General features: G+C 67.0%; 25 protein-coding genes and 1 pseudogene. 13 read left to right on the plus strand and 13 right to left on the minus strand.

Features of this window, described 5'->3' with window-relative positions:
- Positions 1–36 precede the first annotated feature (36 nt).
- Genes JOF45_RS04760 through JOF45_RS04770 form a run of 3 tightly spaced genes read right to left on the minus strand, consistent with a single transcriptional unit; the run spans position 37 to position 3,349 of the window.
- Entirely contained in the window at positions 37–1,410 is a 1,374-nt protein-coding gene (locus JOF45_RS04760) for a DNA-processing protein DprA (RefSeq protein ID WP_210048223.1), read from the minus strand.
- Positions 1,407–2,990, minus strand: a complete 1,584-nt coding sequence (locus tag JOF45_RS04765) for a YifB family Mg chelatase-like AAA ATPase (protein ID WP_210048224.1) — start codon at positions 2,988–2,990, stop codon at positions 1,407–1,409. The genes JOF45_RS04760 and JOF45_RS04765 overlap by 4 nt, the downstream gene beginning before the upstream one ends.
- Positions 2,987–3,349 (minus strand): YraN family protein, encoded by a 363-nt coding sequence (locus tag JOF45_RS04770; protein ID WP_210048225.1) that lies wholly within the window; start codon positions 3,347–3,349, stop codon positions 2,987–2,989. Before JOF45_RS04770 ends, JOF45_RS04765 begins: the two co-directional genes overlap by 4 nt.
- Before the next feature lie 131 nt (positions 3,350–3,480).
- On the opposite strand from JOF45_RS04770, the gene JOF45_RS04775 reads away from it, so the two are divergent.
- Positions 3,481–4,431: a tyrosine recombinase XerC gene (locus tag JOF45_RS04775; protein ID WP_210048226.1), complete on the plus strand. Its 951-nt coding sequence runs from the start codon at positions 3,481–3,483 to the stop codon at positions 4,429–4,431.
- Between the two features lie 136 nt (positions 4,432–4,567).
- Positions 4,568–5,071, plus strand: coding sequence for a DUF3145 domain-containing protein (locus JOF45_RS04780; protein ID WP_210048227.1), 504 nt, complete (start codon positions 4,568–4,570; stop codon positions 5,069–5,071).
- Between the two features lie 161 nt (positions 5,072–5,232).
- On the opposite strand, the gene fabF is transcribed toward JOF45_RS04780, so the two are convergent.
- The 6 genes from fabF to aceE form a co-directional block, all read right to left on the minus strand.
- Positions 5,233–6,474, minus strand: coding sequence for a beta-ketoacyl-ACP synthase II (gene fabF / locus JOF45_RS04785; RefSeq protein WP_210048228.1), 1,242 nt, complete (start codon positions 6,472–6,474; stop codon positions 5,233–5,235).
- Positions 6,475–6,546: 72 nt separating this feature from the next.
- Positions 6,547–6,792 carry an acyl carrier protein gene (locus tag JOF45_RS04790; RefSeq protein ID WP_188684226.1) on the minus strand — a complete coding sequence of 82 codons (246 nt, stop codon included), beginning with the start codon at positions 6,790–6,792 and terminating at the stop codon, positions 6,547–6,549.
- A 63-nt stretch (positions 6,793–6,855) separates the two neighbouring features.
- Positions 6,856–7,860: a beta-ketoacyl-ACP synthase III gene (locus JOF45_RS04795; RefSeq protein ID WP_210051310.1), complete on the minus strand. Its 1,005-nt coding sequence runs from the start codon at positions 7,858–7,860 to the stop codon at positions 6,856–6,858.
- Between the two features lie 128 nt (positions 7,861–7,988).
- On the minus strand, positions 7,989–8,912 hold the full coding sequence (locus JOF45_RS04800; protein ID WP_210048229.1) for an ACP S-malonyltransferase: 924 nt from the start codon (positions 8,910–8,912) through the stop codon (positions 7,989–7,991).
- 90 nt (positions 8,913–9,002) lie between these two features.
- Complete coding sequence (locus tag JOF45_RS04805) at positions 9,003–10,178, minus strand: PucR family transcriptional regulator (RefSeq protein ID WP_210048230.1); 1,176 nt, start codon at positions 10,176–10,178, stop codon at positions 9,003–9,005.
- Between the two features lie 265 nt (positions 10,179–10,443).
- On the minus strand, positions 10,444–13,185 hold the full coding sequence (gene aceE, locus JOF45_RS04810; RefSeq protein ID WP_210048232.1) for a pyruvate dehydrogenase (acetyl-transferring), homodimeric type: 2,742 nt from the start codon (positions 13,183–13,185) through the stop codon (positions 10,444–10,446).
- Between the two features lie 224 nt (positions 13,186–13,409).
- Between aceE and JOF45_RS04815 the strand changes: the two genes are divergently transcribed.
- The 4 genes from JOF45_RS04815 to JOF45_RS04830 all read left to right on the plus strand — a co-directional run bounded on the left by JOF45_RS04815 (position 13,410) and on the right by JOF45_RS04830 (position 16,225).
- The gene (locus JOF45_RS04815; RefSeq protein WP_342591390.1) at positions 13,410–13,880 is read left to right on the plus strand and encodes a DUF3052 domain-containing protein; all 471 of its coding nucleotides are present in this window, start codon (positions 13,410–13,412) and stop codon (positions 13,878–13,880) included.
- The gene (locus JOF45_RS04820; RefSeq protein ID WP_210048236.1) at positions 13,877–14,392 is read left to right on the plus strand and encodes a redoxin domain-containing protein; all 516 of its coding nucleotides are present in this window, start codon (positions 13,877–13,879) and stop codon (positions 14,390–14,392) included. The genes JOF45_RS04815 and JOF45_RS04820 overlap by 4 nt, the downstream gene beginning before the upstream one ends.
- 89 nt (positions 14,393–14,481) lie before the next feature.
- Positions 14,482–14,955 carry an Lrp/AsnC family transcriptional regulator gene (locus tag JOF45_RS04825; RefSeq protein WP_245324135.1) on the plus strand — a complete coding sequence of 158 codons (474 nt, stop codon included), beginning with the start codon at positions 14,482–14,484 and terminating at the stop codon, positions 14,953–14,955.
- Positions 14,956–15,022: 67 nt separating this feature from the next.
- The gene (locus tag JOF45_RS04830) at positions 15,023–16,225 is read left to right on the plus strand and encodes a CynX/NimT family MFS transporter (RefSeq protein ID WP_210048238.1); all 1,203 of its coding nucleotides are present in this window, start codon (positions 15,023–15,025) and stop codon (positions 16,223–16,225) included.
- A 46-nt stretch (positions 16,226–16,271) separates the two neighbouring features.
- Here JOF45_RS04830 and JOF45_RS04835 read toward each other — a convergent pair whose 3' ends face one another.
- Positions 16,272–17,261: an aldo/keto reductase gene (locus JOF45_RS04835; RefSeq protein WP_210048239.1), complete on the minus strand. Its 990-nt coding sequence runs from the start codon at positions 17,259–17,261 to the stop codon at positions 16,272–16,274.
- A 298-nt stretch (positions 17,262–17,559) separates the two neighbouring features.
- Here JOF45_RS04835 and JOF45_RS13720 point away from each other — a divergent pair, with 298 nt between their 5' ends.
- Positions 17,560–18,006, plus strand: a complete 447-nt coding sequence (locus tag JOF45_RS13720; RefSeq protein WP_378578937.1) for a Rieske (2Fe-2S) protein — start codon at positions 17,560–17,562, stop codon at positions 18,004–18,006.
- A gap of 64 nt (positions 18,007–18,070) precedes the next feature.
- Here JOF45_RS13720 and JOF45_RS04850 read toward each other — a convergent pair whose 3' ends face one another.
- Positions 18,071–18,253, minus strand: coding sequence for a hypothetical protein (locus tag JOF45_RS04850; protein WP_210048241.1), 183 nt, complete (start codon positions 18,251–18,253; stop codon positions 18,071–18,073).
- A gap of 28 nt (positions 18,254–18,281) precedes the next feature.
- On the minus strand, positions 18,282–18,848 hold the full coding sequence (locus JOF45_RS04855) for an Asp23/Gls24 family envelope stress response protein (protein ID WP_342591391.1): 567 nt from the start codon (positions 18,846–18,848) through the stop codon (positions 18,282–18,284).
- Here JOF45_RS04855 and JOF45_RS04860 point away from each other — a divergent pair.
- Genes JOF45_RS04860 through JOF45_RS04870 form a run of 3 tightly spaced genes read left to right on the plus strand, consistent with a single transcriptional unit; the run spans position 18,764 to position 19,607 of the window.
- Complete coding sequence (locus JOF45_RS04860; RefSeq protein WP_342591392.1) at positions 18,764–19,141, plus strand: RNA polymerase sigma factor; 378 nt, start codon at positions 18,764–18,766, stop codon at positions 19,139–19,141. The two genes, JOF45_RS04855 and JOF45_RS04860, sit on opposite strands and share 85 nt — an antisense overlap.
- The gene (locus tag JOF45_RS04865) at positions 19,135–19,422 is read left to right on the plus strand and encodes a sigma factor-like helix-turn-helix DNA-binding protein (protein ID WP_342591502.1); all 288 of its coding nucleotides are present in this window, start codon (positions 19,135–19,137) and stop codon (positions 19,420–19,422) included. Before JOF45_RS04860 ends, JOF45_RS04865 begins: the two co-directional genes overlap by 7 nt.
- Positions 19,422–19,607 (plus strand): DUF305 domain-containing protein, encoded by a 186-nt coding sequence (locus JOF45_RS04870; protein WP_210048244.1) that lies wholly within the window; start codon positions 19,422–19,424, stop codon positions 19,605–19,607. The genes JOF45_RS04865 and JOF45_RS04870 overlap by 1 nt, the downstream gene beginning before the upstream one ends.
- Before the next feature lie 74 nt (positions 19,608–19,681).
- Here the strand turns inward: JOF45_RS04870 and JOF45_RS13485 are convergent, their stop codons facing one another.
- The gene (locus JOF45_RS13485) at positions 19,682–19,810 is read right to left on the minus strand and encodes a hypothetical protein (protein WP_281069773.1); all 129 of its coding nucleotides are present in this window, start codon (positions 19,808–19,810) and stop codon (positions 19,682–19,684) included.
- A 90-nt stretch (positions 19,811–19,900) separates the two neighbouring features.
- On the opposite strand from JOF45_RS13485, the gene JOF45_RS04875 reads away from it, so the two are divergent.
- The 3 genes and pseudogenes from JOF45_RS04875 to JOF45_RS13260 form a co-directional block, all read left to right on the plus strand.
- Positions 19,901–21,838, plus strand: a complete 1,938-nt coding sequence (locus JOF45_RS04875) for a heavy metal translocating P-type ATPase (RefSeq protein ID WP_378578931.1) — start codon at positions 19,901–19,903, stop codon at positions 21,836–21,838.
- Between the two features lie 55 nt (positions 21,839–21,893).
- Positions 21,894–22,025 carry a hypothetical protein gene (locus JOF45_RS13490; RefSeq protein WP_281069671.1) on the plus strand — a complete coding sequence of 44 codons (132 nt, stop codon included), beginning with the start codon at positions 21,894–21,896 and terminating at the stop codon, positions 22,023–22,025.
- Positions 22,026–22,804: pseudogene (locus tag JOF45_RS13260) on the plus strand (IS3 family transposase); the annotation flags it as partial.
- Positions 22,805–22,806 lie beyond the last annotated feature (2 nt).

A 22,806-nucleotide genomic window follows, 5' to 3' on the forward strand; every position in this document is an offset into this window, starting at 1 on the left:
GGATCAGCGGCGAGGCGGCTCGCAGACAGGCGCTCCTCATGAGGACGGCCGGGTCAGAGTCTTGCCCCACTGGCCGTTCACCGACCGGGCCAGCCCTCGGCGCTGGAGCCGACTGAGACCGCCTAAGACCTGAGGCATCGGCAGCCCCGCCACTTCCGAGAGTTTGCCCGGCGGGCTGAGACGACGCTTGGGCAAGGCATCCAGCAGCAGCCGGTCCGCCTCCCCGAGGGAATCCTCCGGGCGGCTGGTCTCCGTCCGGTGCTTCTGTGCGGAGGCGCCCTCACCGGTGGGAAGGGCCAGCATCTGCTGGCGGGGCTGCGGCGCCGAGACCGGTGACGCGGTCCCGGAGGCGATCAGCTCCGCCACATCGGCGGCGTCGCGGACCATCTCCGTGGGTGTCTCGCGCAGCAGCCGGTGGCAACCTGCGGAGAGCGGGGAGTACACGCTGCCAGGTACGGCACCCACCGGTCTGCCCAGGCTGAGGGCATGATGCGCGGTGTTCTGCGCTCCGCTGCGCCATCGGGCCTCCGGCACCACAGTCACAGAGGCCAGTGCCGCAATGATGCGGTTCCGCTGAAGGAACCGGTGTTTGCTCGGCGAAGATCCGGGGGCCAGCTCGCTGAGCAGCAACCCCGCCTGCGCCGCTGCGCGGAGCAGGGAATCGTTGCCAGCCGGATAGAGACGGTCCAGGCCCCCGGCGAGCACGGCCACCGTCGGAATCAGCGAATGCTCCTCTGCATCTGGATGGTCGCTGCGGCGCTCCCAGACTCTCAGCGCCGCGCGGTGCACCGCGGCGTCGACCCCGTAGGCGCCTCCGGAGAGCAGGCACATCTGGCGCTCGGCCAAGGTCTCGCAGATCTCCGCAGTGACCCGGGAGCCGTAGTCGGTGATTTCTCGGGAGCCGACCACCGCCACAGTCCGGTGCAGTTCGGGCAGAGCCTCGACGGGATGGGACGAGCGGTCCCGGCGCCACCACAGTGCCAGGGGCTGGGCCGGCCCCAAGTCCCTCAGGCCAGTGGGCCAATGAGGGTCCTCGGGGACCAGTATCCCGCCGCCGAGTCGCCGCAGCGTGGCAAGGTCGCGGGCACCGGCGGCCTGATCCTGCCGAGTGCGCCAGCGCACCAGCGCCTCGCGCAGATCGCGCTGGCGACCGCTGAGGCCGGCGGCCTCTGCGGCCTCGGTCACCGACTGCACCAGGCGCTGCGGAGCAGACTCGCCGCTGCGGATCAGCGCGTGGGCCTCGAAGCAGCCCATATGGTCTATGACCACGCCGGCCAGCAGGTCGCCTGGTTCGATGATCCGGCTCAGCTCGGCCCGGACCTGCCGGAGGTGTTCCTGAGTGTCCACAGCGCTGATCCCTTCATCGTGTCCGTGCTCGTGCGTCCCTGTGCTGATCGGCTGCCGGTTCATGCCGGGCCACCTACCTGCTGGCGCAGTTGGACGGCGGCGTCGATGTGCTCTTCTCCGGGGCGGTCCTCTCCGCTGATGTCGCTGATCGTCCAGGCCAGACGCAGCACCCGGACATAGCCGCGCAGAGACAGATCGGCTCGGTCCAGGGCCTCGTCCAACCGGCCGGTGGCGGTCCGGGGAAGCCTCAGCCCGTGGGAGAGCAGCTTCAGCGAGACCTGACTGTTCAACTCCAAGCCCCAGGGCGCGAGGCGTTCCCGCTGCGCAGCGCGGGCGTGTATCACCCGTCGCAGCACAGCGCCGGAGGACTCGCCCGAGGACTCCAGGCTCTGCGAGACCGAACGGGGCCGTTCCACCTGGACCTGGCAGTCGATGCGGTCCAGCAGGGGGCCGGAGATCCGTGAGAGGTAGGTCCTGCGCTGCAGGACCGTGCAGGTGCACAGCGTCCCGGAGCCGGTGTTCATCCCACACAGGCAGGGGTTGGCCGCCATGACCAGTTGAAAGCGTGCCGGGTAGGTCACCGACCCTTCTGAGCGGTGCAGTGAGACGCAGCCGGACTCCAAGGGCTGACGCAGTGAGTCCAGCACCTGCCGCGAGTGTTCCGGCGCCTCATCCAGGAAGAGCACCCCGCGGTGGGCCCGGGTCACTGCCCCGGGCGCGGCCACTCGGGCACCGCCTCCCACGATGGCGGCAGAGCTGGCACTGTGATGTGGAGATTCGAACGGGGGAGTGCGCTGCAGGGAGGCCACCGTCTTGGCGTTGGCGGTGATCGAGGCGATGGCGGTGACCTCCATAGCGGCCTCCTCGTCCAGAGGCGGCAGGATGCTGGGCAGCCGTTCGGCCATCATGGTCTTGCCGGCACCGGGAGGTCCCACCAGCAGCAGATGATGCCCTCCCGCGGCGGCGGCCTCCAGGGCGAACCGAGCCTCATGCTGGCCATGGACCTCGGCGAGGTCAGGCACCTCTGGGGCGTCAGTCTCTGATGGCGAGGTGCCCTGAGCACTCGCTCGGACCGTGGTGCCTCCCCAATGACGGTCCAGGGGATCAGGGGCCCCGGACGGGAGCTCCTTCCACTGATCGCTGCGGAAGGCGTAGGCCACCTCGATGACAAGGTCGCCCGCCAGGACCTCGGCCCCCGGGACAAGAGCCGCCTCGGCGGCATTGCCCCGGGAGACCACCACACGGCTGAAACCTGCTCTCACCGCCGCGGCCACCGCCGGCAGCACGCCGCGCACCGGGCGAAGTCGCCCGTCCAACCCCAGCTCAGCCAAGAACACAGTGCCTCCGGTGCCGGAGACGTGACGGTCTGCCGCCCACGCGCTCATCAGGATCGCCAGGTCCAGTGAGGAACCGGACTTCCGCAGGGGTGCGGGCAGCAGATTGATGGTGAGCTTGCGCGGCGGCAGGGCCAGGCCAGCGTTATTGGCTGCGGAGCGGATCCTGTCCTGGCTCTCCTTCAACGACGCATCCGGCAGGCCCAGCAGCACGAAGGCCGGCAGGGTCTGACTGATGTCCGCCTCCACCTCGATCATGTGCCCCTGGGTCCCCATCAGTACGACTCCGGCTGCTCGTCCCATCGTCATGGGCGCACGTCCTGCAGATGGGTGAGCTCCCGGCAGACTCCACCAGGGGAGAGGACCAGACCGATGACATCCAGACGCCGAGGAACGTCGAGCAGCTCGTGGGTGACGGCATACTCCAGCAGGAGCCGGTACAGGCGCTCCCGCTTCTGGGCGCCCACCGCCTCCAGAGGGTGCCCGAACCCGGTTCCCCGACGGGTCTTGACCTCTACGCCCACCAGAGTGTCGTGGTGCCGGGTGACCAGGTCCAGCTCGCCGGCGGGGCAGCGCCACCTCTGGTGCAGCACGACGTGGCCGCGTCCGCGCAGATGCTCCGCCGCAAGCGCCTCGCCCAGGGCCCCGACCTTGTCCTTGATCCGCATCAGTGTGCTCCTCTCGTCCCTGACCAGCTTCGCCTCAGGCCGAGGCAGCGCAGGTGGGGAATCCCCGTTCTGGGGAGGCGCGGGCGTGTCGTGCAGGGCGCGCGGCGGTGTGTGGAGGAAACAATCGAGGTATGCACTCCTCGAACCGCTCCCAGGAGGACTCCGCGCAGGACCCCCTGCTGGAGGAGTTCGTCTCCCACCTGGTCCATGAGCGGGGACTCTCCGAGCACAGCATCCGCTCCTATCGCAGCGATCTCGCACAGCTGATCCAGAGTCAGGGTGCGTTGGAGGACCTCAGCCTGGGCCGGATCAGGGCCTGGTTGGCGCAGCTGCACGAGCGGGGACTCAGCCGCAGCACGCTGAACCGAAAGATCGCCTCTGTCAGAGCGTTCTCCTCCTGGGCTCACCGCAGGGGCCACCTGCCCGAAGACCCTGCGGTCCGGCTGCGCAGCTCCTCACGCAGCTCGCATCTGCCCGATGTGCTCCAGGAGCAGCACGTGGACACACTGACCCAGCGTCTGCATCAGCGCAGCCAGGCCGGTGAGCAGACTCGCGACCAGGACCCCGCTGTCTACGCGATCACTCTGCGTGATGAGGCGATGGTCGAGCTGCTCTATGCCACGGGGATGCGCGTCTCCGAACTCGCAGGGCTGGACCTGGACGCCTTCGCCTCGGACCGCCGGATGGTGCGCGTTCTGGGCAAAGGAGGCAAGGAACGGATGGTGCCTTTCGGCGCGCCTGCGGAACAGGCTCTCCAGCAGTGGCTCGGGGAAGGTCGGCCGGCGCTCGCAGGTGAGGAGTCCGGACGCGCGCTGTTCCTGGGCCGACGCGGGCGCAGGATCGATGTGCGCGTGGTGCGCAAGGTCGTCGACGAGCAGCTCGAAGCATTGGGGACGACGGCGGCGCGGGGCCCCCATGCACTCCGGCACAGTGCCGCCACGCATCTGCTCGATGGCGGCGCGGACCTGCGCACCGTCCAGGAGCTGCTGGGCCACGCCTCGCTGTCCACCACACAGATCTATACCCACGTCTCGGTGGACCGGCTGCGGGAAGCCTACGGACGCTCGCATCCACGCGCCTGAAAGGTGAGTGTCAATCTGTGCCGACTCTGTTAAGATGAGCGCGGAACAACTTCATCATCACACATTCCGCCATCCACAGATGCATTGCTGCCGGTCGTAGGGGAAGACGTACCAACAGCAACTGTGGAGGATGGATATGTCTGATCACACGGCCCGGGGTGTCCTGCACATCCATTCGGCGCCGGCCGCGCTCTGCCCCCATGTCGAGTGGGCAGTGTCCTCGGTCGTCGACGCACGCGTGGATTTCGAGTGGAACCCCCAGCCTGCCGCGCCCGGATCGTACCGGGCCGAACTGACCTGGCAGGGCACGCAGGGCATCGGTGCCACGCTGGCCTCCACTCTGCGGAGCCTCTCCCATCTGCGCTTCGAGGTCACCGAAGATCCCTCTCCCGGCTGCGACGGCAGCCGGTGGTCCCACACTCCCGAGCTCGGCATCTTCCATGCCACCACAGACGTCCACGGCAACATCGTGGTCTCCGAGGGCCGCATCCGCTACGCCTACGAGATGGGCGCAGGAGACCCCACAGTGGTCTACCAGGAGATCTCTCTGGCACTGGGCGAGGCCTGGGACGAGGAGCTGGAGACATTCCGCCATGCCGCTGAGGGCGCTCCGGTGCGTTGGCTGCACCAGGTGGGCTGATCGTCCCAGCCACCACATAAGACCTGCTGCGAGAACAGCCCACCTCCACGGGCTGGTCGCTTCCCACGCGGCAGCTTCCCATACGTGCGAAAAGGGCCCGGTCGAGACGATCCGTTCGTCTCGACCGGGCCCTTCTGTGCGTGCTTCGGGAGCCTCGGACCTCAGTAGGTCCGGAAGGCGGCGACAGCGTTGTGCCCGCCGAAGCCGAAGGAGTTGCACACGGCCATCTGATCGCCGGAGCTGAGCTCGCGGGGAGTTCCGGCGACCACATCCAGCGGCATGTCCGGGTCCTGGTTGTCCAGGTTGATCGTGACCGGAGCTTTGCGGTCGTGCAGAGCCTTGACCGTCAGCACCGATTCGACCGCTCCGGCGGCGCCCAGCAGATGCCCGGTCTGGGATTTGGTGGCCGAGACGCAGATGTTCTCCAGCTGGTCTCCGAAGGCGGCCTTCATCGCGCCGTACTCGGGCTTGTCGCCCACCGGGGTGGAGGTCGCATGCGCGTTGACGTGCGTGACCTCCTCCGGTGATGCGCCCGCGGACTCCAGCGCTTTGCGCAGGGCGCGGGTGGCGCCGAGCGCCTCCGGATCCGGTGCCGTGATGTGGTGGGCATCGGAGGTGACCCCGGAGCCCGCCAGCTCAGCGTAGATCCGCGCACCGCGTGCCTTGGCGTGCTCCTCCGTCTCGATGACCAGGGCGCCGGCACCTTCACCCATGACGAAGCCGTCACGGTCGACGTCGTAGGGGCGGGAGGCCGCCGCCGGATCATCGTTGCGCTTGGAGAGTGCCTGCATGGAGGAGAAGGCGGCCAGCGTGAAGGGGTGGATGGCACCCTCGGTGCCGCCGGCCATGACCACATCGGCCTCGCCGGAGCGCAGCAGCTCGATGGCCAGATCCAGGGACTCCACGCCGGAGGCGCAGGCGGAGACGGCGGTGCGGGCACCGGCCTTCGCCCCCAGCTCCAGGCTGATGGCCCCGGCCGCGCCGTTGGGCATCAACATGGGTACAGTCATCGGCATGACGCGCCGGGGGCCCTTCTCGCGGAGGGTGTCCCAACCGTCCAGCAGTGTCCACACACCGCCGATGCCGGTGGCGAAGGAGACGGCCAGACGTTCGCCGTCCACCTCGGTCTCGGCCAGGCCCGAGTCTGCCCAGGCCTGTCGCGCGGCGACCATGCCCAGCTGGGTCGAGCGGTCCATGCGGCGGGTCTCCGGGCGTGCGAGCACCTCAGCGGGCTCGACGCTGACTTCGGCGGCGAAGGTGACGGGAAGCTCGTACTTCTCCACCCACTCGTGCTCAAGGGTCTTGGCTCCGGGGGTACCGGCCAGCGCGTTCTCCCACAGGGTGGGGACGTCGCCGCCGATGGGGGTGGTGGCGCCGAGGCCGGTGATGACAAGGCGAGTCATGGATCTACCTCTGGATAGCGTATGAAGTGGCAACTGATGTGCGGGCGGGAGAGAACCCGCCCGCACATCGCATCAGCCCTGGGCGTTGGCGATGAAGTCGACGGCGTCACCCACGGTGGAGAGGTTCTTGACCTCTTCGTCCGGGATCTTCACGTCGAACTTCTCCTCAGCGTTGACCACGATGGTCATCATGGAGATGGAGTCGATGTCCAGGTCCTCGGTGAAGGACTTGTCCAGCTGGACCTCCTCGGTCTCCAGGCCGGTCTCCTCGTTGACGATCTCGGCCAGTCCGGCGAGGATCTCGTTCTTATCAGCCACGGTGGGCTCCTTTCGGGGTTGGGTGTACTTGGACGGACAGGGACAACTGGGGCAGGTCCCGGATCAGGGGATCCGGATCACCTGAGCGCCGTAGACAAGCCCGGCGCCGAAGCCGATCTGCAGGGCGAGGCCGCCGGAGAGCTCGGGCTTCTCCTGGACCAACCGGTGCATCGCCAGGGGGATCGAAGCAGCTGAGGTGTTGCCGGCGTCGACGATATCCCGGCCGACAGCGACATGCTCGGGGAGCTGCAGCTGCTTGACCATCTCATCGATGATCCGGATGTTCGCCTGGTGCGGCACGAAGGCCACCAGGTCATCGGCGCCGATGCCGGCGGCATCGAGAGCCTGCTGAGCGACTTTGGCCATCTCCCAGACGGCCCAGCGGAAGACCGTCGGACCATCCTGGCGCAGCGTCGGCCACAGGCGGTTCTCCGCGTCCAACAGTGCAGAGGCATCCTGGGTGGTTCGTGCCTCGGCCAAGGCGTCGCGCAGCGGCAGCAGTGAGGCGTCCATCGAGACGGCGTCCCATTTGGCGCCGTTGGATCCCATGATGCTCGGCGAGATGCCCGGCTCCTCGGACGGACCGACGACGGCGGCTCCGGCGCCGTCGCCGAGCAGGAAGGACATGCTGCGCTCATGGTTGTCGATGAAGTCGGAGAGCTTCTCGACGCCGACCACCAGCACGTGGCGTGCGGTGCCCGAGCGGACCAGTGCATCTGCCTGGCCCATGCCATAGCAGTAGCCGGCGCAGGCTGCAGAGATGTCATAGGCTATGGCGGCCTCAGCGCCCAGGCGGTGCGCCAGGTCGGTCGCTGCTGCCGGCGTCTGGTAGGGGTGGGTGACCGTGGCCATGATGACCGCGTCGACGTCGGCGCCGGTGAGACCGGCCTGCTCGATGGCCTCGCGCGCGGCGCCTTCGGCCATGTCGACCACTGAGACCTCAGGCCGGGCGCGGTGGCGGGTGACGATGCCGGTGCGCTGGCGGATCCACTCGTCGGAGGAGTCGATCCACCGGCAGATCTGCTCGTTGTCGACGATGACGTCGGGACGGTGGGCGCCCAGTCCCATCACGCGGGAGGCTTGGACGGGGGTGGGCTGGTTCAGAACGGCTGTCACGGCGGATCGGTCCTTGTCCTGGCTGGTCGGGGACGGCGGCGTCGGGGGCTCGGCGCCTGAAGCTGAAGGTGGGTCGGCGCTCAGGCGGTGTGCTCGGCGATGAACTCGCGGGCGGCGTCGAGATCCTCAGGAGACTTCACTGCGAAGGACTTCACGCCCTTGAGGCCACGCTTGGCGAGGCCGGTGAGCGTTCCGCCCGGCAGCAGCTCCAGGATACCGGTCACGCCCTGGGCCTTCATCGCCTCCATGCACAGGTCCCAGCGCACCGGGCGGGTGACCTGATCCACCAGACGGTCAAGGACCTGTTGGCCGGTGCCGACGACCTCGCCGTCGCGGTTGGACAGCAGAGTGTGGGCGGCGTCGGCGGGCTCGAGGTCCTGCACGGCGGCGGCCAGCTTCTCCTGAGCGGGGGCCATGCATTCGGTGTGGAAGGCGCCGGCCACGCTCAGCGGGATGACCCGGGCGCGGGCCGGGGCGTTCTCCTCCAGAGCCTTGATGCGCTCGACTGCGCCGGCGGCCACGATCTGGCCGGGGCCGTTGGCGTTGGCGGCGGTCAGGCCCGCATCGGCGATGGTCTGGCGGACCTCGTCCTCCGCGCCGCCCACCACGGCCGCCATGGAGGTGGGCTCGGCTGCGGCGGCCTCCGCCATGCCGGCTGCGCGGACAGCGATCAGCTGCAGGGCCTGCTCATCGGTGAGCACCCCCGCCAGGGCCGAGGCAGGGACTTCGCCCACGGAGTGCCCGGCGAAGAGCACCTGATCGGTGGGAAGCTCAGCGACGCCCAGTGCGCGGGCGGAGAGGAGCGAGGCCGCGACGATCAGCGGCTGGGCCACGGCGGTGTCCCGGATGGTGTCCTCATCGGAGACGGTGCCGTGAGTCTCCAGGTCGATGCCGGAGGCCTCGGCGTAGCTGCTCAGACGCGCGGCCGATTCCCCCTGCTCCAGCCATGCGGAGAGGAAGCCGGGGGTCTGTGATCCCTGTCCTGGACATACGATTGCTAGCACAGTTCCAACTTTCCATATCGGGAGGGCTCGGAGCGGGTCATGGGCCGACCAAGCTGCTCCGTGACGTTTGTAGCAATCCTACAACCGCGTTCAGAATAGTCGACCCACTGCCAGGGCGGTCTGGAGGACGTAGGCGTCCCGGGGGAGCATGGGGTCCCATCCGGTGATGTCGCAGATCCGCCGGAGTCGGTAGCGCACGGTGTTGGGGTGGACGAAGAGGCCTCGCGCGGTGGCCTCCAGGGAGTGGCCTCCGTTGATGTAGGAGGTCGCGGTCTCGAGCAGCCCGTTGCCGGCTTCCTCCAAGGGGGCGAAGATGCTGCTGCGCAGCACCTCTTTGGCTGTGGCGTCGCCTGCCAGCGCCCGCTCCGGCAGCAGGTCCTCGGCCGCCACGGGCTGTGGCGCCTCGGTCCATGCATTGGCGGCTGTGTAGCCCGAATAGGCGGCCTGGGCGCAGCGATGCGCCTGAGCGATGGTCCCCTCTGTGCGGCTGTAGACCACATGCCCGGATCCGAAGCGGCTGAGGATGCGTTCGAAGCCCTCCTTCAGGTCGGTGACTCCGCCGAGGAAGAGCACCAGGCGATCGCCCTGGACGCCGACTACGGCATCGGAGGCGAATCGCACGCATTGGCGCCGCAGGTGGCTCATGAACACGGCATCCGCCTGGTCGGGGGCCGCCCCCACGACGACGACCACTGAGGTGGAGCTGTTCCACCCGACGGCGGCGGCCCGGGAGGTGATCTGCTCCTCCGGCTCCCCGCGCAGGACGGCATCCACCAGCAGAGCTTCGAGGCGGGAGTCCCAGGCGCCGCGGGATTCGGCCGCACGAGCATAGACATCGGCGATGGCGAAGGCCACCTCGCGGGAATAGCGCAGGACCCCCTCCAGCATCACGCGCTGGTCCGGCTCCGGAACCAGCCCGGGCAGGTGCTGCTCCACGGACTCGACGATGGTGCGGATCAGCTGCAGCGCCCGCTGCAGCGAGATGCTGCGCATCAGCTCCGTGGGCGCTGGTCCCAGCAGCTCGTTGACCAGGGGCAGCGAGCGGGACTCTGGGTGCTCCAACCAATGGGCCAGCCCTTGGATGCCGCGCTGGGCGATGAGCCGCAGCGAGGCGCGCTCATCGGTGGAGAGCTGGCGGTACCAGGAGAGTGTGGACTCCAGATGCGCGTTGACCGCCGTCGTGAGCGTCCCCGAATGGGACTTCAGGACCTGGAGCGCTTCCTCGGAGACATGAACTGCTGGAGGAAGCTGCGGCGCAGGAGACATGCCAAGGATTGTACAGACCCTACAAACCCACCCTCATCCCGACCGGCACTGACCGGGAAACTCCCGCCAGGACACCGTCTGCTCCCAGCCGATCTTCCCGCGACCGCGGCAGGGTGAGACGCCTCCGAGCACGAGAAAGCGGCAGAGGACTCTCCAGGATCCCTTGTGTGAGCGAAGGGTTTCGCAACGCGCGCCAGCGCGGTGCGCTTCGCGAGCTAAGGAAGGAGAGTTCTCTGCCGCTTTCGACGATCAGCCCCGAATCAGATCAGGCGTCGCCCCCGGTCTCACCGGAGGTTCCGGCGTTGACGTTGTTCAGGTCGTACTTCTTCAGAGCTTCGGCCGGAGCGGACTTGTCGACCGCTCCCTCTTCGGCCAGCAGCTGCAGCGCCCGGACCACCATGGAGTGCGCGTCGATCTTGAAGTGTCGGCGTGCGGCGGCGCGGGTGTCTGAGAAGCCGAAGTCGTCTGCGCCCAGAGAAGCGAAGCTGTTGGGCACGAACTGACGGATCTGATCAGGCACGGCCGCGGAGTAGTCGGTGGAGGCCACGATCGGTCCCTCAGCTCCCTCGAGCTGCTGGGTGACGAACGGGGTCTCCGGCTCATTCTCCGGGTTCAGCATGGCCTCCTGCTCGACCTGCAGGGCCTGGCGACGCAGCTCGTTCCACGAGGTGACCGACCAGATGTCAGCGGAGACGCCCCAGTCCTCGGCGAGGATCTCGGCGGCCTCCTGCGCCCACGGGACGGACACGCCGGAGGCCAGCAACTGAACCTTCGGGCCTTCCTTCTCCGAGGTGGACTGGCGGTAGATGCCGCGCTTGATGCCTTCGACGTCCACGCCCTCGGGCTCGGGCAGGTGCAGGACCGGCTCATTGTACACCGTCAGGTAGTACATGACGTTGTGGTCGCCGTCGTGGTCGCCGTACATCTCGTAGATGCCGTTCTGCATGATGTGGGCGATCTCGTAGCCGAAGGCCGGGTCGAAGTGCTTGACCGCCGGGTTGGTGGCGGCCAACAGCGGGGAGTGACCGTCGGCGTGCTGCAGCCCCTCACCGGTCAGGGTGGTGCGGCCTGCAGTGGCGCCGATGATGAACCCACGGGTCATCTGGTCGGCCGCCGCCCAGAAGGAGTCGCCGGTGCGCTGGAACCCGAACATCGAGTAGAAGATGTACAACGGGATCATCGGCTCACCGTGGGTGGCATAGCTGGTGCCTGCGGCGGTGAAGGCCGCCGTAGCGCCGGCCTCGTTGATGCCGGGGTGCAGCAGCTTGCCCTGCGGGGACTCCTTATAGGCGAGCATCAGCTCACGATCCACCGAGAGGTAGTTCTGACCCTTGGGGTTGTAGATCTTCGCGGTGGGGAAGAACGAGTCCATGCCGAAGGTGCGCGCCTCATCCGGGATGATCGGCACGATCCGGTCGCCCACGTTCTTGTCCCGCATCAGGTCCTTGAGCAGACGGACCAGGGCCATCGTGGTGGCGGCCTTCTGCTTGCCGGAGCCCTTCTTCGCGGCGTCGAAGACCTTCTGGTCGGGCATGTCCAGGGTGTTGCGGGCCACCCGGCGCTCGGGAAGCGAGCCTCCGAGCTCCTTGCGGCGCTCCTTGAGGTAGGAGATCTCCTCGGAGTCCTCGCCCGGGTGGTAGTAGGGCACGTTGTAGGGGTCGGCCTCGAGCTGCTCATCGCTGATCGGGATGCGCAGAGTGTCGCGGAAGCGCTTCATGTCGTCCACGGTGAGCTTCTTCATCTGGTGGGTCGCGTTGCGTCCCTCGAAGCTCGGGCCGAGGCCGTAGCCCTTGACGGTCTGAGCCAGGATGACTGTGGGCTTGCCCTTGGTCTCCACAGCTGCCTGGTACGCGGCGTAGACCTTCTGGTAGTCGTGCCCGCCGCGCTTGAGGCCCCAGATCTCGTCGTCGGACATGTCCTGGACCATCTCTTTGGTCTTCGCCGCGCGGCCGAAGAAGTGCTCACGGACGAACTCGCCGGACTCTGCCTTATAGGTCTGGTAGTCGCCGTCGAGGGTCTCGTTCATGATGCGGACCAGCTCGCCGTCGTCGTCCTTGTCCAGCAGCTCGTCCCACTCACGGCCCCAGAGGACCTTGATGACGTTCCAGCCGGCGCCGCGGAAGAACCCTTCCAGCTCCTGGACGATCTTGCCGTTGCCGCGGACCGGGCCGTCGAGGCGCTGCAGGTTGCAGTTGATGACGAAGTTGAGGTTGTCCAGCTTCTCGTTGGCCGCCAGCTGCAGCAGGCCGCGCGACTCGGGCTCGTCCATCTCGCCGTCACCCAGGAAGGCCCAGACGTTCTGATCCGAGGTGTCCTTGATGCCGCGGTTGTGCAGGTAGCGGTTGAACTGCGCCTGGTAGATGGCGTTCATCGGGCCGATGCCCATCGACACGGTCGGGAACTGCCAGAACTCCGGCATCAGGCGGGGGTGCGGGTAGGAGCTCAGTCCGTTGGGCGACTTGGAGAACTCCTGGCGGAATCCGTTGAGCTGATCCTCAGTGAGCCGGCCCTCCAGGAAGGCGCGTGCGTAGTTGCCGGGGGAGGAGTGGCCCTGGAAGAAGACCTGATCACCGCCGCCGGGGTGGTCCTGGCCGCGGAAGAAGTGGTTGAGGCCCACTTCGTAGAGGGTGGAGACGCCTGCGTAGGAGGAGATGTGGCCTCCCACGCCGATGTCCTCGCGCTGGGCGCGGTGCACCATGACCGCGGCGTTCCAGCGCAGGATCCGACGGTAGCGGCGCTCCATCTCCTCATCGCCGGGGAACTCGGGCTCCTGGTCCTTCGGGATGGTGTTGACGTAGTCGGTGGTGGTGACCATCGGGTAGTCGATGGATCGTGCACCGGCACGCTGCAGCAGGGTGCGGATGATGTACTCGGCACGCTCGGTGCCGTGGGCTTCGACGAGCTGGTCGAATGACTCCAGCCATTCCTGCGTCTCCTCCGGATCGTGATCCGGAAGCTGATTCGTCAGGCCGCTGCGAATGTGGGTGTTCTCTTCACCAGCGCTCACGGGTACCTCTTTCAGAAGGGTTTCCTTGAGGCCTCCACCAGGGGTCTCCCGGCAATGGGTCCTCGTTTTCTTCACCGCAACTCTACCCGGAACGCACCGGGTTGCACTTCCCGAACGGCGAGCTGTCCGCGTAACGTATGGGGAGAACGGGCCAGCACGGCCCACCGCCGAGAACGATGCACGATCAATCGCCGTCGCAGGAGAAGAGAGAGAGGGAACCTCTGGTGAGTCAGGCTTCAGCTGCCGAGGAACCGGTCAGCGCAGCAGCAGGCCAGAAGTACGATGCGGACGCCAACGTGGTGGACACATCGGACCTGTTGGAGGAACTGGGGTTCACCAAGGAATTCCTCGTCCAGGAGATCGGCGTGGACGACGACGTCGACGATGAGTTCCGCGATGCTCTCGAGGCCGCATTGGCCGAGGAGCTGATCGATGAGGACGAGCAGGAGGTCGTCGATGCCGTGCTCCTGTGGTTCCGCGAGGGCGACGATGACCTCACCGATGCTCTGGTGGATTCGCTGACCACGTTGGACGAAGGCGGCGTGGTCTGGCTGCTGACTCCGCGCTCGGGGCGCGAGGGCTATGTGCCTCCGGTGGAGATCCAGGACGCTGCGCCCAACGCTGGGCTGCATGTGACCTCCTCCGCTGGTGTGAGCGCGAACTGGGCGGCCACCAGGCTCGTCTCGCGCAAGTGAGCAGCTCCGGCGCTGAGGCCGGCACGCTGTTGCCGGTGGGCAGCCGTGTCCCGGAGTTCACCGCTCGGAACCAGCAGGGAGAGACGGTCGGATCAGCGGATCTGGCCGGTGCGGCGTCGTGGGTGATGTTCTACCCCTTCGCCTTCAGCCGGGTCTGCGGCTCCGAACTTGCGCAGCTGCATGCCCGGTGGCCTGAGGTTCAGGCCCATGGCGTGCGTGTTCTGGCCATCAGCTGCGATCCCATGCATTCGCTGCGTGCCTATGCTGAGCTGCTGCATGACCAGGGCGGTGGTGACGGTGCGGAGCCGCTGGGCTTCGACCTGCTCAGCGACTTCTGGCCCCATGGTGAGATCTCGGCCTCCTTCGGAGCCTTCGACGCCGGCCGGGGCGCTGCCCAGCGGGTCAGCTTTTTCCTCGACGCTGAGCTGACCGTCCGCCACGTCCAGTCTGCGGAGTTCTCCCGTTCCAGGGACTTCTCTGAAGCTCTGGGGCATCTGGCCGAGCTCACCTGAGCACGCTGAGCCGATGGCGGGCCGTTCCATTATGTGGCCCTTTTCCAGCGGCGGTGCCCCCGGCGCTGGACAGGTGCAAGAATCGGCGCATGGACAGCATGGACCGTGCAATCATCGAGGCCCTGCGTGAGGACGGGCGTATCTCGAATGCCGCTCTGGCCCAGAAGGTGGGCCTGACGCCCGGGCCCTGCCTGCGCCGTGTCCAGCGGCTGGAGGCGGACGGCATCATCCTGGGCTATTCGGCCGACATCAATCCGGAGGTTCTGGGCCAGTCCTTCGAAGTGGGGCTCTCGGTGGACCTCAGATGGGGCGACCGTGAGACGGTCCAGCACTTCGAAGACACGATGGCCGGCTACGAGGAGGTGCTGGAGCTGCTGCGCCAGTTCCGCTCCCCGGACTACTACGCGAGGGTAGCTGTGGCGGACCTGCAGGCCTATGAGCATTTCCTGACCCACAAGGTGCTGACCATCCCAGGAGTTCAGGACACCGATTCGGCCTTCCCGATGAAGATCATCAAATCGCCGCGTCCGCATGCGCACATGTCGCGGTCATTCGACGACTGATCCGCGTCATCTCCGGAACCTGGTAGAACTGATCCTCGTGAGAGAACGAGGAGCGGGACTGCCGCGAGTGCTGCTGATCGCCACTGTGCTGGTGGTGGCGGCGAATCTGCGCCCCGCGATCAGCGCCGTGGGTCCGCTGCTGGAACAGATCCGGGCGGATACTGGGCTGAGTCCCTCGCTGCTCGGACTGCTGGGCGCGATCCCCGTGATCAGCTTCGGAGTGGTCTCGCCGTTCGTGCACCTGCTCTCCTCCCGCTGGGGGCTGGAGCGCAGCATCTTCGCCTCCCTGCTCCTGCTGGCCGCCGGGACAGTGCTGCGTTCTCTGCCGGCTCCGCTGCTGCCCGGCGACGAGTCCACCGCCGCACAGATCTCTCTGGTGAGCGGCACGGTGATCCTCAGTCTGGCCATCGGGGTCGGCAACGTTCTGGTGCCGGCAGTGGTCAAGCGCGACTTCCCTGACCGGGTGCCGCTGATGACCGGGCTCTATACGGCCACGATGGCCGGCGCAGCCGCAGCGGCTTCCGGCTCGGCCGTGCCCTTGTCCTCGGCGGTGGGCTGGGAGTCTGCGCTGGGCTGCACGGCGCTGCTGGCACTGATCGCGTGTGTTCTGTGGAGTGCACGCTTGGTCTGGGGGCACGGGGCACAACAGCCGTCGACGCCGACTGCACCCGAGTCGACCGCACCGGAGTCTGCGCAGGAACCCTCGATGTGGCGCTCCCCGGTGGCCTGGCAGGTGACCGCCTATTTCGCCCTGCAGTCCGGGATGTTCTACCTGATGCTGACGTGGTACCCGGCGATTCTGAGCTATCACGGGATCGGTGAAGCCTTCGCCGGATGGATGCTCTCCCTCTGGCAGGGCGTCGGCATCGCGGCGAGCCTGCTGGTGGGGCCGGTGCTTCAGCGGGCGAGGGACCAGCGGGCTGTCTCCTCGGTGGTCTGTTGCACGATGGTCCTGACTCTGCTCGGCATCCTGCTCGCGCCCTCGTGGGTGGTCCTCTGGAGCCTGCTCGGCGGTTTCTCCACCTCCACCATGCTGCTGCTGGCGCTGACGATGATCTCGCTGCGGGCTCGCACCGCGCACCAGGCCGGCCGGCTCTCCGGCATGGCCCAGGGAGTGGGATACCTCTGCGCAGCGACCGGCCCGCTGCTGGCGGGAGCGATCTTCGACCTCACCGGGTCATGGAACCCGGTGCTCTATGGAATGCTGGCCGCCGTCGGGCTGCTTGCGGCGGCAGGACTGCTGGCCGGGCGCACCGTCTACACACACTGAGCCGAGCGACAGTGCAGGGACGCAGCGGTGCGCCGGTCCCAGCAGCTCACCACCGGTCGTGGACCTGCGGCCTGATGGCCCCCTCGTAGAGAGAGGACACGGCGTCGAGGAAGTCCTGGGACAGGGTGGGGACCTCTGCGGCGGCCGCATTGCGCTGAGCCTGCTGGGCATTGCGGGCACCGGGGATCACGCTGGTGACACCCGGCTGCTGGATGATCCAGACCAGGGCTGCGGCGGCCGGTTCCAGGCCGGCCTCGCGGGCCAGTGCCGAGAAACGTGCGGCCGCCTCCACTCCTACGGAGAAGTCCACGCCGGAGAAGGTCTCGCCCACGTCGAAGGCTTCGCCGCGGCGGTTGAAGTTCCGATGGTCGTTCTCAGCGAAGACCGTCTCCGGGGTGTAGCGCCCTGAGAGCAGTCCGCTGGCCAGGGGTACCCGGGCGATGATCCCGACGCCGGCCTCTGCGGCGGCAGGCAGCAGCTGGTCCAGGGGCTTCTGACGGAACGCGTTGAGGATGATCTGCACAGAGGCTACGTTCGGCCGGGCGAGAGCGGTGAGCGCTTCCTCCACGGTCTCCACGGAGACCCCGTAGGCGGCGATCGCACCCTCGTCGACCAACTCGTCCAGGGCGTCGTAGACGGCGTCGGAGCTGTAGACCGGGGTTTCCGGGCAGTGCAGCTGGACCATGTCCAGAGTGTCCATGCCCAGGTTGGCCCGGGAGCGGTCGGTCCAGGCGCGGAAATTCGCCTCCGTGGCGTGCCCCAGGCTGGGGGCTGGGGCGCGGCGGACCATCTTGGTGGCCACGAAGCCGTCCCAGTCCGGGTTCTTCCCGCGCCAGCGACCGATGAGCTGCTCGGAGCGGCCGTCGCCGTAGACATCGGCGGTGTCGAAGAAGGTCACTCCGGCCTCTGCTGCGGCGTCGAGGACGGCGAAGGCATCGGCCTCCGCGACATCACCCCAGTCGCCGCCGAGCTGCCAGGTGCCCAGGCCGATCTCAGAGATGCTGCGTCCGGTGCGTCCGAGAGTCCGCTGTTCCATGATGATCTGTCCTCAGGTGCGAGAAGAATGCTGTCCCTGTCGATCGTAGAACAGCGGGCGAGGAGTTCCGAGAAGAGGGCCTCTCGGCGAAGCTTGCCGCGGGGTTGATCAGGCGTATGGAGGGGCCTACTATCAAGTCACTTACCCATGGTGCTGCCCGCGACTTCTGGGAGTTCCATGTCAGGCGCACACAACCGCACGATTCATCGCAGCCGAACTTTTCTGTCTGTGGCCCTGAGGAGGAACTGCGGATCCCGTCGCCATCCTCTCCCATGAGGAGCTCTCCCGAGACGAGCCCGTGGGCCGCCTGGTCGAAGGTGTCGACCTCGTAGCAGTGCTCGACGTCTCCGACGTCGCTCGGGTCTACTATGGTCGATGCCAGCACCGCGGTGCGCTGCTGCCCGATGGTCATATGGAGGGAGAGCACCTCGTCTGCACCCTCCATGGCTCGACATATGATGGGCTGCGAGGCGCCCGGAAGACCCCCTTCCGTTCGACCTGCAGGTCGACCAGGCGAACCCTCAGGCCGGTGAGAGCCTCGGCCCGTTCGCGCAGGTGCCGTCGCGCTGTCTCAGTCAGTTCGCGCACCGGGACCGGGTATGGCAGGGCCAGACGCACTTCCAGAGCGACTGTGCCGCCGGAGAGCGTCGCCCCCACCTGCGGTCGGGTGGTCCTGTCCGCACGCCACAGACCCAGTGGGCCCCGTCCCGAGGCCCGTACGTCGGGGATCTCCGAGGCCGCCTGAGCGGCGGACTTCAACACCACCGCCTCGTGGACCACCAGGCTGCCGCGGACGGAAACAGCGGCGCTCATCGGCGGGTCCGCTCACGAGAGAACATCCCGACCAGGTCGAGCCGCCCTTCGAGCGTGGCCCCGACGACCAGGCCCAGAGCCGCGAAGAAAGCCACGCCCAGCATCGCGAGGAAGCCCGCGAACACAGCGACGAGGCCCAGTACGAGGCCGACGAGGAGTCCGGTGACAGTCGTGATCATGATGCGCTCCTCTCGAGCACGCCGAGGGTCAGGCCAGGTCATGATCGGTGCTCTCGTCATCGCCCTCCGGCAGGTGCACGTCAGCGATGGTGACGTTGACCTCGACCACCTTGAGGCCGGTGCCGTGCTCCACTGAGCGGATCACGTTGCGGCGGATGTTCTCGGCCACCTCCACCACCGCAGCGCCGTACTCGACGATCACAGTCAGGTCGATGGCGGTCTCCCGCTCGCCCTTCTCCACCGAGACGCCGCCGCTGACCTGGGTCTTTGATCCGGGGATCCGCTCCGAGATGGCATCGAAGGTCCGACGCGCGGCGTCGCCCATCGCATACACACCCGGAACCTCGCGCGCGGCGAGTCCGGAGAGCTTCTGGACGACCGTCTCCTCGACGACGGTGGTTCCGTGGGCAGTGACCAGTGGGCTGTCAGCAGAAGCCTCAGACCGGGAACTCCGAATCGCCTCGCGGTTGCTCCCCGCATCGTTCCGGTTGGTCTGAGCCTCCGGCCGTCGTGGACGAGGCCACGGTGGCCGCGCGGGCGCAGGACGGAGACGTGGCCGCCTTCGAACAGCTGTTGGACATCTATGAGGCTCCACTGCTGCGCTTGGCGGTCAGGATGCTGCGGGTTCGTTTCGACGCCGAGGACGTCGTGCAGGACACCTTCCTGACGGTCTGGCGCCGGGTCGATACTCTGGAGGACGCGGGCCGGTTCAAGACCTGGATCTATCGCCTGGTCAGCAACGCCTGCATCGATGTCGTCCGCCGTCGGGAACGGCAACGCACGAACTCGATGGCCCCGCGGACTTCGTGGATGTCGCGTCCAGGGCACCGTCTTTGGAAGAGACGGCGGAACGCGGAGCAGCTGTGCGCCACTTGGAGAACGTGCTGACCGCGTTGCCTGCGGAACAGCGGCTGGCCTGGCTGCTCTACGAGGTCCACGGCCAGTCGTATGCCGAGATCGCGCAGGTGATGGACATTGTGCACCGGGAATCGGTTCTCGGGCCCACCACCGAACTGTCCACCCCGTCAGGTCTCCGCTTCGAGATGCTCACCGCGACGATCCGGCAGATCATCCGTGATGCCGCGGACCAGGAGCCTGGCTTCGTCGCCCGGCGCGTGCGGGTCGACGTCGACGAGGCGGGGTCCTCTTCCGGGGCGGCCCGGGGCTGATGAGCGAAGAAGACATCGCCGAGCTCGAAACCGCTGAGGGTGATCAAGCCGCGCAACTGTTCTTAGAGCAGATGATCGTCCATCACGAAGGTGCTGTTACGGTGGCGGAAGACCACCTGGCCAACGGGGGAGAACCCCGAGGCCCTGGAACTATCAGAAGAGATCATCAGCGTCCAGCAGGCTGAGATCGAACACATGGAAGACCTGCTGGAGAACGTGAAGAACCCTCATGGCTGAACACCACGGGCACCACGACCACTCAGGCCACCACCACGGCCCCCACGTAGCGCACGCCCCCGAGGAAGGCCACGGCCACCCCACTGGTCACCATGGGCATGCGATGCATCCCAAAGGCGACGACGCCCACGGACATGCTTCCTCCGGCCATGCCGAGCACGACCATTCAGCTCACCATGGCCACTCAGGCCATGGAGGCCATGGTGATCACGTCGGGCAGTTCCGCAGGCTGTTCTGGATCATGCTGGTCTTGGCGGTGCCGGTGGTGGGGTTCAACGAGATGTTCGCCCACCTCATCGGCTACCACCTGCCAGAGGCTACTTGGGTTTGGTGGGTCTCCCCGGTACTGGGCACCGTGATCTACGCCTGGGGCGGCTGGCCCTTCCTCACCGGGGCGGTCTCGGAGATTCGTTCCGGCAAGCCGGGGATGATGCTGCTGATCGGCCTAGCGATCACGGTGGCGTTCATCGCCTCTTGGGGTGCTACCCTGCACCTGCTTGATCATGAGCTGAACTTCTGGTGGGAGCTGGCCCTGCTGGTGGTGATCATGCTGTTAGGCCACTGGATCGAGATGCGCTCCCTGGCCCGAACCAGCTCAGCCCTGGACTCGCTGGCTGCCCTGCTGCCCGATGAGGCAGAGAAGGTCACCGACCACGGCGTAGAGAAGGTGTCCCCGGCGCAGTTGGCTCTCGATGATGTGGTGATCGTGCGTCCCGGTGCTTCTGTGCCTGCTGATGGTCAGGTGATTGATGGTTCGGCCAGTATGGATGAGTCGATGGTCACCGGTGAGTCCAAGCCCGTACGGCGCGAGGAAGGCGATCATGTGGTGGCCGGGACGGTAGCCACTGACTCCGGCATCCGGGTAAGGATCACCGCCACCGGAGACGACACCGCCTTGGCCGGTATTCAACGCCTGGTCGCTGATGCCCAGGCCTCGTCTTCCCGGGCTCAGCGGATCGCCGATACCGCGGCGGGGTGGTTGTTCTGGTTCGCCCTGGTCGCCGCGCTGATCACGGCGGCAGCCTGGGTCATGTTGGGGATGCCGGATGCTGCGGTGGTGCGGACCATCACTGTGTTGGTGATCGCCTGCCCGCACGCCCTGGGCCTGGCGATCCCGCTTGTGGTCTCCATCGCCACCGAACGCGCTGCCCGCGGCGGGGTGCTCATCAAGGACCGGCTGGCCCTGGAATCAATGCGCACCGTTGACGCGATGCTGTTCGACAAGACCGGCACTCTCACCAAGGGAGAACCCACCGTCACAGGCATCGAACCCACCCAGGGGTACACCGGAGATGAGGTCCTGGCCCTGGCCGCCGCAGCTGAGGCCGACAGCGAGCACCCGCTGGCCCGCGCCATCGTCGGCGCAGCATCCCACCGCAACCTGGAGGTTGCTGCCGCCGGGGACTTCTCATCCTCACCCGCTGTAGGGGTCCGTGCCACAGTCAACGGCACCGTGATTCAGGTCGGTGGCCCCTACATGCTCAGCGAGCAGCACCAAGACGAGCTGCCCATCGCCGAGCGATGGAGGCACGAGGGAGCGATCATCCTCCACGTCCTGGCCGAAGGCAAGGTAATCGGCGCCCTGCGCCTGGCCGATGAAATCCGACCCGAATCCCGAGCCACGGTCCAAGCCCTCCACGCCGTGGGGGCTCAGGTGGTCATGATCACTGGGGACGCCCAAGCGGTCGCCGACACTGTTGCGGCCGAGCTGGGCATCGACCGGGTCTTCGCCGGGGTCCGCCCCGAAGACAAGGCCGCCAAGGTCAAAGAACTCCAGCAGGAGGGACAGAAGGTAGCCATGGTCGGTGACGGCGTAAACGACGCCCCCGCCCTGGCCCAGGCCGATGTCGGCGTGGCCATCGGGGCGGGAACTGATGTGGCCATCGGCTCCGCCGGGGTGATCCTGGCCAGCTCCGACCCCCGCTCAGTGTTGTCAGTGATTGATCTGTCCCGCTCCAGCTACCGGAAGATGAAGCAGAACCTCTGGTGGGCCGCCGGCTACAACCTCATCTCCGTACCACTGGCCGCAGGCATCCTCGCGCCCATCGGATTTGTGCTGCCCATGAGCATCGGCGCGATCCTGATGTCAGCCTCCACTGTCGTGGTCGCCCTCAACGCCCAACTGCTGCGCCGCTTGGACCTCCGGCCAGAAGTCTCCACCCGAAACTTCACCACCTAGGAGTGGGTTTGCTGAAGGTTCGGTTGACTTCAAGACTGCGGAGAAAGCAGGAAGGATGGAAGTCATGCCGAAAGTCGTCTATACCGAGGAGTTCCGCCGCACCGCTGTGGAGCTGGTTGCTGGAGGGATGAGCCATAAGCAGGTCTGGGCGGATATGGGCTGCTCGATGTCCGCGCTGCAGTCCTAGATCCGAGCTGCGAAGCTCGAAGAGCATGGGATCGAGCCGGCTAAGGATGCTGAGGAATCCCGGGCGCAGGCGAAGATGCTGCGCCGGATCCGTGAGCTTGAGCAGGAGAACAAGGTCCTGCGTGAAGCTGCGGCGTATCTCTCCCAGGCGAATCTGAAGCTGGGTGGGACCTCCCCAAAATGATGTTCCCGCTGGTCCGGGACCTTGCCGCTGCCGGGGTGCCTGTGGCGGTGACCTGCCGGGTTCTGGGCTTTACCAAGCAGGCCTTCTATAAATGGGCAGCGGCGCCGATCTCTCAGCGGGATTGGGATGAGGCCCACCTGCTCAACGCCGCGGTAGATGTTCATGCTGATGACCCTGAGTTCGGACACCGGTTCATCGCCGATGAGCTCACCGCCGCCGGGTATCAGGCCTCTGAGCGGCGGGTGTGGCGGCTGTGTTCACAGCAGCAGCTCTTCTCAGCCACTCAGCGCAAGGGCAGGAAGAAGCGCAATAACCCGGGCGCGCCGGTCTGTGATGACCTCATCGGCAGGGACTTCACCGCCGTCGGGGCTCACCAGAAGTGGTTGGCGGATATCACCGAGCACCGCACCGGTGAGGGCAAGCTCTACCTGTGCGCGATCAAGGATGTCTTCAGTACCAGGATCGTGGGATATGCCATCGACTCCAGGATGAAGTCCCGTCTGGCAGTGACGGCTTTGCACGATCCTGTGGCTCGTCGCGGAGGCCCTTCAGCAGTGGCCGGGTGCATTGTTCGTTCGGACCGTGGGTCGCAAGCCGT

Source organism: Nesterenkonia lacusekhoensis, from assembly GCF_017876395.1.
Lineage (GTDB): Bacteria > Actinomycetota > Actinomycetes > Actinomycetales > Micrococcaceae > Nesterenkonia > Nesterenkonia lacusekhoensis.